The organism is Streptomyces sp. NPDC050263 (assembly GCF_040655955.1).
Taxonomy (GTDB): Bacteria; Actinomycetota; Actinomycetes; order Streptomycetales; family Streptomycetaceae; genus Streptomyces.
Genome location: NZ_JBFAKW010000199.1, coordinates 1 through 11810, shown reverse-complemented (window position 1 = coordinate 11810; position 11810 = coordinate 1). Strand labels below are relative to the sequence as shown.

The following is an 11810-nucleotide window of genomic DNA, read 5'->3' as shown; positions in this document are numbered from 1 at the left end:
TGCCGTTGCGAGGGTGTCCAGGTCGGTCGTCACACATCGACACTGGACGCCCTCGTCCTATGTCCGCAGGACATCCCTTGGACTCATTCATCTAGACACCTCTCTCAACGGCACAGGGACCCTGTCCGTTGCTTATGGTCCCGCCGTCACCCGTCCGGGGGCCACTCTGAAAACCCTCATTGACTGGCTCCCCTGCGGGAACCGGTCAGCCGTCTCCATCTGCAACGGCTCACGCGACGCCTACGCGCTCGGCGGTCCTACCGCTGCCCTGCGCATACCCCATGAAGACGGCTCATCCAAAGATCACCACCTCTCAGCCCCCATGACACCGCTCTTTGAAGATCAGTAGGTGTTCTCGGGCCTGGTGTCTGTGGCTCCAGATAACGTGGAGGTCTGCACGACCTAAGGGGATGGGATGACCGATGAGCCTAAGCTCGCGCAGTTGCATTTCGGGCGCGAGGATGCCGAACGCGATGTGACAGAAGGTCTGTTGCTGCGCGGGGGGTTTCTGCCTAATGCGGCGTATAGGGGTGCGCTCAGCGGGCGCAAGATGCTGATCATCGGCCGCAAGGGATCCGGGAAGAGCGCTATCTGTATGCAGTTGATGGCGGCGCACGGTGCAGGTGGGCACCCTGGTGGAAAAGTTCTAGTCACTCCAGACGAGGCAGCCGGAGACGAGATCCGGCGGTTCGAGTTGCAGGGGCTGCCCGGGGACTCGGCCAAGGCGTTGATTTGGCGGTATGTGTTTGCCGTGCATGCGGCTCGGCATCTCGTTTCTCATGCCAAGGGCGCACATGGCGGCGGACACAAGATCGACTCGCTGAAGGCGCTCAGGGGCTTCCTCAAGCAGAACGGCGAGGCGGTGGACGGGTCGCCGGGCGGTGGCGGGTTGGTGGAGCGGCTGGCGCAGGGTGCCCGGGGGTTGCAGACGTCGCTGTCTTTGGAGGCATTCGGGATCAAGGCGAGTGTGGATCTCGCGCAATCACCTTCTGAAGGAGCCCGGGCCGCTCGGCAGTTGGAGATTGTCGAGCAGGGTGTGGCGAGGGTCTTCCGTGATTTGGGGTGCGACGGCGAGGTGCACGCGCCGCTGCTACTCATGGTCGACCAGTTGGAGCAGGTGTGGTCGGCCGAGCCGGACAGCAACTCGATGGTGATCGGGCTGCTGCTGGCAGCCAAGCATGCCGCGAGCCTGTATGGGCGCTCCGTACGACTCCTGCTCTTTCTGCGCGCTGACATCTACGACTCGTTGTCCTTCGGGGAGGGCGACAAGTTCCACGGCGACGAACTGAGGATCGGCTGGACAGAAAATGCACTGCGAGACCTCGCCCTGACGCGGGCACGGGCCTCCGTCGGGACCGAGCTGAGCGAGGACCAGCTGTGGAAGCAGCTCTTCCCGGCCACGGTGGGTGGGGAGGAGACTGCGACCTATCTCTTCCGCCGCTGTCTGCCACGGCCGCGCGATGCCATCCAGTTCCTCAACGCCTGCCAGGAGGAAGCCTGGTTGAAGCACGAGCGGGAATGGATCACCGAGGCCGATGTGCAGGAGGCAGGCCGGCGGTTCTCGAGTTGGAAGCTCAAGGATCTGAGCTCGGAATACCTGGTCGCACACCCCTTCCTCAAGAACCTGTACCCGCTGTTCCAGAACACCGGGTACGTCATTACGCGCGCCGCGCTCGCGCGTCGTTTCGAGACGTCGGTCGAGACTCTCCACCAAGACTTTCCCGCGTACGCCAATGCGTTGACGCTCCCTGGGGTTATCGACGTGCTGTACGGGGTGGGCTTCCTCGGAGTACGGCGCGGGAACGACATCGTGTTCGCGGGCGACGACGCCCTGCCGGTCCAGCCGCACGAGACGGAGTTCCAGGTCCATCCCTGTTTCCGGGCGGCGCTAGGGGCAACCAACGCTATTGACCTGCGCCCCTTCGAACCGCAGGTCGCGGACGCGCGTATCGTGTCGGGGAACTTCAGCGCCGGGGCGTCGGGGTCGACCAGCCTCAACCGTGACGACCGGCTGATCGGGCAGCTCGTCGGATCCTGTCACTCCATCCTGTCCCAGGTCGGGCGGGCGGTGTCGTTGACGCAGGATGCCCGGGACGAGATCACCCAACAGGTCAACCGAGTCTTGGACGACGTCAAAAGCATCCCTCCTGGGGCGGCACGGTCCATGGGGGTACACGTGGACGAGTATCTCCTCGGCACCGCGCACTACTTCACCAGCCTCGCAGCCCAACTCCTAGCTAGCGGGTTGGACGAGAGCACGGGCGTCAACGACGTCGCGCATCGTATCGAGGAAGAGGCGCGGCGGCTGCGTCGCGTGGCGGGGGGGGCGTACGGAAGCTCTGGAAGCTCTCCGGGCACGTGAAGGCACCGTAAGTTCGGGTCAGACCGTCGTGCGGCGGTGGCAATCCGCTGACGGGGGCACCCAGTGCAAGGCGTACTGCTCGCCGAGCGCTTTCAGTTCAGCCGATGACTCGCAGCCGGCGCCATGGGGGCGGGTCTGGTCCGCGCAGGACGAGCGGATGCGGCGGACCGTCGCCGTCAAGGTGGTCCACCGCAATACAGCATGAGCCAGGAGGAGGCGCCGGCCAGGTTCCAGCGGTCGGCAGAGTCCGCAGCGGACGGACTGAAAAGACAATGCGGCTGTGTCGGAATCGCCGCGTCCGGTCGAGGGCTTCGGCATTGCCAGAGCTACTTTGGCAATGCGGAGGGCGACGATCAGGTCAGGTGGTGTGGTCCAGAACGGCCGAGCAGGTGGGTCTTTCGACCGTATACCTACGCGGCGCCGAGCAGGCCCTCCCCGTCCACCGCCAGCACGCGCATCCCTATTTCGGCGTGGCGTCGATCGGCCTGGACGGGCATCGTCCCCGTTACACCTATCGTCCCCGTTACACCTTCTGATCGTCAATCATTCGCAAATACTTTTCATATGCCTCATTTACATGCGCCCAGCTCCGGACCAAAATCCCTTCCTCCACCCTATAGGTGCGATTGGGATCCCCCTTAAATGAAAGCCAGTTGAAACTGGTATTAATCCAAATGTCGTCCGAGATCAAAATTTTAGCGTGCGAATTCTTCAATCGAACGAGAGTGAAGTCGTCTTTGAAACGTGCAGCCAGGTTTCTCAGCCTCGATAGCGCCCTCTCGTGACTATCGCGGTCATCCTCTCCAATCCCATAGGCAATATGAATTCTAACCTTTCTCCGCAACATCCTTTCCAGGCTGGCAATAAAGGCGGTATCCACTACAGAATTCTTTACCCAGGGGGACACGATTAGCAATCTTCGCCTGCTATCGGCCAGGGATTCTCGCAAAAAGTCGGGGTGCTCGTGAACACTCACATCACGGACCTCAACATCGGTGCCTTCTGGCGTCTCGGAAGGCCCTGTCTTGGCTCCAACGGAGTTCTCTGTTGATGTAGTTTCTTCCTGTCGAGTTCTGATGGCCTCGAGATCGTCTGGAAGAGCGGGCCGGACCGCTGGCTCGCCCACAGCGATATTGAGAGCAGCTGGCCCTCCAAGGCTCAGCAAAGCCCTCTCATGTGGAGCACTGAGTTGACCGTCCACGACAACGCCGAGTTGAATCTCAGTTCGGGCATCATCGGAAAAGACGAGAAGCTTCACCGGCAGGTAGCGATGCTTTTTCGGTACCATCTTCTCGACGGCCAGAACTTCGAGCTTGCGCCCGCGCCTTTCACCGTCTGAGATCAGCCGGTTGAGACTAGCAATCGTAACATCAGCCGAAACAATGCGCTGACTTCGCGCTGCCGGCAAGACGACTAGACCTGTCTCCTCAGCCTCCTTCTTTGGCAAAAGAAGCTCAGGGCGATAAGACGCAACACTCCACGTCAGTCGATCGAATGTAACGGGCAGGGGACGTTGGACCGGTCGAATCACCTCAAGGTCTGCAGCCATGAGCCGGCCTTGCCGCGTAAGTTCCACACGGGTTTTTTGCCCAACTCCACGCGCAAGATTGTCTGCTGCCAACTGATCTACGATGGCAGACTCGGTGAGCTTCAGATCCAGTCCGAGGATATTAGCCATCTGCTCAGGGTCGCGAACACCAATATTTACGAGCCGAATAACGAACTCGTCGAGCAGAGGTAGCGCTTTGCGCTCTTGGGCGAGTACGTCAACATTTAGTTGAGTAACCGGAAGAGCTGCATCTGCAACAGCGACCAGTGTCAGCCCTGGTCGACTATCCGCATACCGCTTGGCGATAGAGGCGTCAGATTCGTACACGCTCAGCCTCCGAAATCTTGCAATCCTCCGGATGGTCTTCGATATAGTTCACGACTTGCCGCAACGCCCCGGGGCTAGATCGGCAAAAGTCAGCGTCTCCAACAATAGTAAGACCATACTTAGCGCGGGAGAGCGCAACGTTGATCCGGCGCCAATATTGCTCCCCAAGGAATCCAAATTTCCCCTGCGGGTTGCTGCGCGTCACAGAGAATATTGCAATATCGGATTCTCGGCCCTGGACGGCATCGACAGACTCAACTGCAACGTCGAGATGTTGGAACTGAACGTTTGCAAGCTTTCGGTGAATTTCCTCGATCTGCAACCTATACGGAGCGATGACCAAGGCATCGAGCCGCCTTCCTTTGAGCGGCTTAATGGCCCCACGGTCAATCGCCGTATCAATCGCTTTAAGCCTACTGACAGCCAAATCGGCTTCGGCACGATTTGCCACGGAACCACTTGAACCATCTTGCTGAAATCGCGCACTACCAAGGCTGCCGGTATCAATCCAAGACACCGCCCCCCACAGTGCCTCATAGCCGGCGATGCCGGAAGTTTTAGGCGACCTCAGCTTTTCGTCGTAAAAGCAGGTTGAGACAAGATCACCGATCGGCCTGATCATTCGATACTGTTCGATCAATTCTTGCTGAATCGGTGAAGAGGTATTCCCGATAAGATAATCGAAGAGCGTAGTAGCCACAAATTCCCGATCGAGACCGTACTCTTCAAGCTTCGCCTTCGACCGCAGCAGCTCTTCATCCATTGGCGGGAGCTGACGCGTGTCTCCCACCAGGATCCATTGACGGGCGCGCGCAAGAGGCACAAGTGCCTCCGTCGCCGTCGCTTTGGACGCCTCGTCAAGGATACACAGATCGAAATCTAGGTCACGGACTGCACGATGTCCGAGAAATCCGATACATGTTCCAGCGACTACGTTCGCAGTCCGCAGAAAAACGTTCGCCAAATTAGTGTCCGAAGTGAGCCGAAGCATCCAATCAGCCTGGAGCTTAAGCAGGTCCACCAGGTGGAACGCAGAGTCAGTGCCGTCGAGCAATAGATCGATAGCATCACGTGCTTCGTCAGCCGTGATCGCGTCTCGGAGGGTGAGGGCACTTCCAATCTCGGCTCTGCCGGACTCAAGTAGCTCCTCTTTGCGCTCCAGCAGCCTATCGAGAAGGTCACGATTAGTCTCAACGTCCTCGGCCAGTCCCAGACCTGTTGCTAGGTCTGAAGATGGCCCCGAGTTCGAAAGGTCTATCACTCTATTTTCGACGACACTTATCTCAGCCAATACGTTTGCAAGCTGTTGGAGGGTCAACGCGGCACGGAGGTGTGATGTTTCGATGCCATGACGTTTAGCCTCGGCTGCCAGAAAGTCCTCTGTCCTTTTCTGAATTCCGCGGGCCCACCGCTCCATAGCCTTATCCAACAGCAGATGCTGCACCGTGGCATCGACATTCGGATCTTCTGGGCGACCGAGGCGAACCAAACTAGGAATTCCTGCCGTGTGGAGACGGCCGAGTGCGTTATCAACTGCTACGTGAGTTTGGCTTACGATCAATACCCTCGCTTCGGGGCGCCGCCGAAGAAGTTGGGAAACGATCTCTGTGATAACACTCGTTTTGCCTGTGCCAGGGGGCCCTTGAATCAATAGGAAGTCGTTAGCTCCAAGCGCGTAGGAAACAGCCTCTCGCTTACTGTCGTCGAGATCACTACGCTGCCATTCATCAATGGAAACTTTCTCCGGCACTGAAGACGCGGCCGGGTTGAGCAGCAGAGAGCGGAGGTCAGGGCGAACAGCCGTTTCGTTTTTAATCCTTTCAACTGCTTCCTGCTGCCGAACAAGCGCTACCTTGGTGGCCTCCAGGTACGGAACTAGTTGTCCCCGATTGGGCAGGTTCCGAGCCTCCCTACGGAAGCGCAATGTAATTCGCTCCGCGTCGTGGCTAACCACTTCCCCACGCGCCAGCGTGCGTCGCGTTTCAGGGATAACGACATCCCATTCTTGCCCGAGGAGATCAAGGCGAACCTCTTCACTCAGGAAGAATGTGACTTCCCTTCCATTTCTAGCCGCCTCGCGACCTCGGAAATCAAGCGGGCGCCGTTCACCCCGAGCGAGGTCCTCCCGAGCATCAAGGACTTGAAGCCACTTATCAAATAGCTCATTTTCCTCTTGCTGATCGCGAGCAGCAACGTGTGCTTCTTGACGTGCCGCTATATGCTTCTCAAGCATATAGACAAGTGAATCGAGACCACTCTTAGCTTTACGCGTATCCGAGGGTCGCGAGCATTGAAAGGAAAAATTTCGCCCAAGCGAACAAGCTACACGCTGCGCCTTGTCACGCCATTCCTCTTCGCATCGTTTAACTCCGACAATCACCAGAGCGGGCTCCGTCTGGTGACGCTTCAGGGTCATCTGGTAGTCGTAGCCAGTGAGATAAATCGTCTCCGGGTCATGACTGTGCTTTCCAGAGTCAAACCTAAATTCTGCCTGCGCTCCCTTGCTGAGATCTCGCTGCAGAATGCTTGCCGCCGCGTGACGATCTTCGATTTCCTGGTCACCCAGTACTTTCTTAATCGCTGCGCGTGTTAGCTGGAGCCAAATTACCCCGGCTCCAACTTCTGCTCGCGCGGCTCGGGCATCGCGAATGCTAGCCAACCTCTGAGCTACCACTGCTCCATTAGCAGGGCGCTTAGACTCATCCGCGGTGATGCAGTCTTCAAGGAGCCGACGAACATCCGGTGACACATCTGCTCGTTGTAGCGCTGGTTGGATATCCTGCTGTTGCCTCAAGGTCTCAGCCGTGAGCGCTTGGATGAGAAGTACGCCAAATGCATACACGTCACGAGCATATGGAAGCGCTGCCGAATCGCTGTAAGGCAGTGCGTACGGCTCCGACCTGAAGTCGCCCACGGTCAACCCGGGAGGACTGATCTTTTCCTGCATCTTTGCAATACCGAAGTCGGCCAACTTCGGCACAGCAGCGTCGTCAAACAAGACGTTCTGGGGCTTGATATCCCTATGAGCCACGCCACTCAAATGCGCGTGTGCCAACGCCTCCGCCAGAGGCTGAGCAACGCCTGACGCTAGATTCTCCCATGTGAAGGGGCCTTCCCGGCCAAGGTGATCTGCAAGCGACTCGTTAAGCCATTCCAAAACGAGGAAATAGCTTTCTCGCTTTGAATCCCAACCTGAGTCTAAGAGGCGCACGATGTTTGAATGACGAACAGCGCGCAGGGCTTCGGTTTCTCGTTGAAATAGCTGACGGGTGATATGCTCATCTGGAACGCCTCGAATGAGCTTGACTGCGACATGAGAGCCGCCCGCTTCGAAGTCAACCGCCTTATGGACCTCACCGAGTCCGCCAAGCCGCTTGAACCCTTTGATAAGCACATAGCGGTCATTGACTTGCTCCCGCACCTGACTCCCCCTACAGCGCGCTCGTCGCCCCCCGACGGACCATGAGCCAAGTATGCCGTAGCTCATACAGACATGACAGCAGGCGTGGCGGATGAAGGGCTCTGCACGCGTATGTAGCCAGGCACTTACTAGCGCGACCAAAGGTGCTTATACTGCACATTTTGCGCATCCCGCACCCGACGTGCATTGAAGGTGCCTACTAGCGCCAGCCGTCGAGCGAGACCTGAGCACCATCCGCCAGGTAGCGGTGGAGAGCACTGGCAGTGGTGTCGACAAACTTCTCAGGGATGGTATCTGTCTCAACCCAACAGACCTGGGCGTGCTTGCGCGGCTCGCGGTTCTCTGGTTCGCCAGCCCATTCGTGGACGGCGAAGACGACGGTTAGGAAGCCGTTGGGGGCTTCGACGCCCCAAGCGCCGTGGATGATGTGGGCGACCTTCAGGGACTCCGGTTTCACGGTCAGGCCGGTCTCCTCGTACAGCTCACGTACTGCGGTTTCGGTGATGGGCTCGCCGGGTTCGCTCTTGCCGACGGGGAGGTCCCACATGCCCTGGGCGAACTTTGCGTTCTCGCTGCGCTGGAGGAGGACGACACGGTTGGTGACCTTGTCGTGGACGATGACGGCGGCGACCAGCAGGGTCATGGATTCGAGGGCGGGCGGTAGGGCTTTGGGCTGGTCGTCGGTTGTCCGCTGAGCCACGGATGGTGTCCCTTCGTCGGCCGGTTGGTGGGCAGCTTAGGCCAGTGCTTCGCGTGCGCGGCGGGCGAGTTCGGTGGCGCCGGGTACCTTGCGGCGCTGGTAGACGGCGAGGGTGGAGCGGAGAGAGGTGATGGCCTTGCGGGTGCGGTCCGAGGTCATGCCCTCCATAAGGGTCAGGGCCTGGGACCAAGCGGCAACGGCCTCGTCGGCGCGGGCCTGGGCGGCGAGGCTGTCGCCTAGGTCGGCATAGGTGAGGGCGTGGACGCGCTTGTACTTCTCGGGGTCCCAGCGGATCAGGGCGTCGCGGTGCTGTTGCTCGGTGCCGACGTGGTCCGTGAGGTCGGTGAGGGTGCGGGCCGTGTGACTCGCCACGGTGCCGGCCGCTGGGCCGCTGACGCGGGAGTAGCTGGGCTGAGGACCGTCTTCGCGCAATAGGGCGTCCTCAGCGGCGAGTAGGGCGCGGGCCGCTGCGGGCTTCTCCTCGACGGCGGCGTAGGCGCGGGCGTGAGTGATGTGGAGCAGTGCTTCCGTCTGGCCATCGACGTGGCTGAGACCGCGGGTGAGAGCACCTTCTACGAGGTCGACGCAGTGGTGGGGCTGCTTGAGGCTGAGGGCCTGGTGGGCGAGGGCACGCATCATCCAGGCGGCGTGGCCGTGCGGGTCGGCTTCGCAGGCGAGCTGGTAGCCGACCTGGTAGTAGCGCTGGGCAGCGCCTTCCTGGCCGAGGTCATGGTGCTTCCAGCCTGCTAGGTAGGCGAGTTCTGCGACCGCACCGAAGGCAGCCCGCCGTAAGGCATCGTTCGGGAAGCGGCCCCGGAGCATGGGGGCGGCGGTGTCTGCCAGGTAAGCCGTGACCGTGGTCAGGCCGTGACCGCCGCCGAGGCGTTCGTCGGCGGCGCTGAAGGCGGCGGTGATGTGACGTACGACGTCCACGTCCTCTGTCCCGACCACGGAGGTGCCGGTGCGGGCGCGGAGCATGCGGGCGGTGGCCTCGTGGTCGTGGGCGAGCGGCATGGCGACGCCAGCAGTGGTGAAGGCAGCCACAGCGAGGAAGCGGCGGCGCTCAACGTCGGCGCGGCCCAGGTCGGTCGCGGCCAAGACGGGGTCCTGCTCGTCCGGCCCGTCGGCGTCTGGCGTGCGTAGGCCGATCTCGGTCTGCGTGATGATGCGGCCAGATCGTCGGGACAAGGCTTCGGCGAGGTACTGGCCGGTTCGGCCAGTGGGTTGGCGCGCGCCCTTCACCCAGTGCGAGATGGCCGACTTGTTGGTCTGGAAGATCTCACCGTTCTCGGCCGCGATGCGCCGAACGTCCCTTGCCAGGGCGTCGTACGTGCAGCCGGTCGCGTCGATGGTGTCGCGCAGGCGGGAGTTGGGTTCTCGCGGCGCTGCCACGCTCGCCTCCCGTCCAGGGCTGTAAACCGCGTATACCGCTTCAACTGCCTCTCACCGTACCCACTATGCGTGACGGAGTGTTCACTAATCATCAGCCGCCCAGCCCCGGTCCGACACCGTGACCAGGCTCCCCCTTCGGCCGGGCGGCCCCCGAAGTTCCGTACGCCTACACAGGGTTCGGGCATTCCTGTGCCCGAACCCGGCCGATCAGAGACGGAGACACGATGACCACCATCGACACCGCGGCCATCACGGTCGTACTGCCCGAGGCGTTCGACGAGCGCTGGAGCCGCCTGCCAGGCATCCAGGTCGACGGCCGACGCATCACCATCAACCCGGCCGAGTACTTCTTCCGCTTCGAGTCCAACACGTGGCTCGTCGCCGACTGGGATCTGGTCAAGTCCCAGCTCCTGGGGGTGGAGGAGACGACCGAGAGCTCGGTCGAGCAGCTCGCGCTGGAGTTCATCAAGAACCACGCCGAGTCCACTTCGGACGCCGCCCGCGTCCTCGCCACCGCCTACGAGACGTACGCGTACATCTTCCGCGACGAGCACCTCGCCGGCCTCGGGTTGCCGCAGATCACCGCCGAGCACCTGCGGATGCTGCGCGAGGCGGCCACGCTGATGGCGCTCAACAAGGTCGAGCTGGACGGGCACATCTCCAACGTCGGCCCGTGCTGGTTCTTCCCCGCCGCCACCTCCGTCGTCTTCGACCTCGACGACGAGACGGGCGGCATGCTCGACGAGGTCTACCACGGCGGCTGGTTCAACGAGCACCGCCGCATCGAGTCCATCAAGGCCCACGCCGCCCTCGGCGGACGGCTCGTGCACGGCTGCCAGTCCGTGCCGGACCAGTCCGGCGGTGTCGTGGCCCCCTACGGTGCCTCGATGGCCACCTTCCGCGACGACCTCGCCGCCTTCAAGGCCGGCTGGATCGAGCAGGTCTACGCCCACCGCGTGACCCCGGCCGCGTAGCACCACAACCTGGCTCCGGGGCGGGCAGGCACTCTTCGCCCGCCCCGGACGCCACCAATCGCACTGGAGCCCCCTATGGACACCACCCTCAACGCCGACCTCCTCGACAACCTCCTGACCATCGCCGGCCAGTCAACTGCGGAGCGCGAGGAGGTGCGCGTGTGGTCCATGTCCGGCGTCGAGCGCCTGACCTTCACCGACGGCACGACCGCCATCTTCAAGTACGCCAAGAAGCCGTTCGACAGCGAGGACAAGGCACTCCGGCTCGCACGCACCCTCGGCGTCCCGGTGCCTGCCGTTCACGCCTCCGCAATCGTGGACGGCTGGCTCGGGATGCTGCTGGAGGACCTCGGCCCCGCCGCCCGCGAGGCCGACGACCTCGACGGCGCTGCCGCTGCCGTGGTCCTGCACCGAACCCGCACGGCTGCCACCCTGCCCGTCCTCGACCAGGAGCGGCTGCGCGCCCTGCCGAGCCGGGCCTTGGAACACCTCGGCCGACTCCGCAAGGCCGAGCGGTGGCAGGACGCGGACGACGTGGAGGATGCGCTCGACCGGATCGCACAGGCCGCCGGAGAGCGCTCGGCCGACGCGACGGTGGCTCCGTTCGGCTGGGTGCACTCCGAGTTCCACCCCACCAGCCTCCACATCGGCCGGCACGGCTGGCGGCTGCTGGACTTCGCCCGCGCCTTCACCGGCCCCGGCCTGCTCGACCTCGCCAGCTGGCACGGCACCCTCGACACTCCCGATCCGGTGCGTCTGCGGGTCTTCCTGGGCACCTACGTCACCGAAGGCGGCACGCCTGACGCCCTCGCCGAACGGGGCGGCCTCCCTGCCGAGAAGTGGGCGCTGGGCTGGCACCGCATGTGGGCCGTCGAGTGGTTCATGGAGCAGTCCATCCGCTGGATCAACGACCCGGCCACGGACCCCGCCTACATCAAGGCCGTACGCCGCCACCTCACCGACGTCCTCCACCTCCTGGAGGTCTAGATGCAATGCCGTGTAGTTAGGCGCGGGGCTGACGTGTCAAGCCGCCTGAAGCGGAGATGGAGCTCCTGCTAGAACCGTGTCGACCAAGATCACTGTTC

7 protein-coding genes are annotated in these 11810 nt (G+C 61.9%); 3 read left to right on the top strand and 4 right to left on the bottom strand.

The window, feature by feature from the left end; translation table 11 throughout:
- Window positions 1–415 precede the first annotated feature (415 nt).
- Window positions 416–2362: a hypothetical protein gene (locus tag AB0J04_RS43765; protein ID WP_363174298.1), complete on the top strand. Its 1947-nt coding sequence runs from the start codon at window positions 416–418 to the stop codon at window positions 2360–2362.
- Between the two features lie 523 nt (window positions 2363–2885).
- On the opposite strand, the gene AB0J04_RS43760 is transcribed toward AB0J04_RS43765, so the two are convergent.
- From AB0J04_RS43760 to AB0J04_RS43745, 4 genes are all read right to left on the bottom strand, one after another.
- Complete coding sequence (locus AB0J04_RS43760; RefSeq protein WP_363174297.1) at window positions 2886–4238, bottom strand: hypothetical protein; 1353 nt, start codon at window positions 4236–4238, stop codon at window positions 2886–2888.
- Window positions 4225–7659 (bottom strand): AAA domain-containing protein, encoded by a 3435-nt coding sequence (locus tag AB0J04_RS43755; protein WP_363174296.1) that lies wholly within the window; start codon window positions 7657–7659, stop codon window positions 4225–4227. The genes AB0J04_RS43760 and AB0J04_RS43755 overlap by 14 nt, the downstream gene beginning before the upstream one ends.
- Before the next feature lie 199 nt (window positions 7660–7858).
- Window positions 7859–8359, bottom strand: coding sequence for an NUDIX domain-containing protein (locus AB0J04_RS43750; RefSeq protein WP_363174295.1), 501 nt, complete (start codon window positions 8357–8359; stop codon window positions 7859–7861).
- A gap of 36 nt (window positions 8360–8395) precedes the next feature.
- Complete coding sequence (locus AB0J04_RS43745) at window positions 8396–9751, bottom strand: tetratricopeptide repeat protein (protein WP_363174294.1); 1356 nt, start codon at window positions 9749–9751, stop codon at window positions 8396–8398.
- A 224-nt stretch (window positions 9752–9975) separates the two neighbouring features.
- On the opposite strand from AB0J04_RS43745, the gene AB0J04_RS43740 reads away from it, so the two are divergent.
- Both AB0J04_RS43740 and AB0J04_RS43735 read left to right on the top strand, forming a co-directional pair.
- Window positions 9976–10725: a hypothetical protein gene (locus tag AB0J04_RS43740; RefSeq protein ID WP_363174293.1), complete on the top strand. Its 750-nt coding sequence runs from the start codon at window positions 9976–9978 to the stop codon at window positions 10723–10725.
- Between the two features lie 75 nt (window positions 10726–10800).
- Window positions 10801–11712: an aminoglycoside phosphotransferase family protein gene (locus AB0J04_RS43735; protein WP_363174292.1), complete on the top strand. Its 912-nt coding sequence runs from the start codon at window positions 10801–10803 to the stop codon at window positions 11710–11712.
- Window positions 11713–11810 lie beyond the last annotated feature (98 nt).

Bases quoted from the DNA above. Each gene is read 5' to 3' on its own strand.
- AB0J04_RS43765 (WP_363174298.1), top strand. From the start codon at position 416: ATGACCGATGAGCCTAAGCTCGCGCAGTTGCATTTCGGGCGCGAGGAT.
- AB0J04_RS43740 (WP_363174293.1), top strand. From the start codon at position 9,976: ATGACCACCATCGACACCGCGGCCATCACGGTCGTACTGCCCGAGGCG.
- AB0J04_RS43735 (WP_363174292.1), top strand. From the start codon at position 10,801: ATGGACACCACCCTCAACGCCGACCTCCTCGACAACCTCCTGACCATC.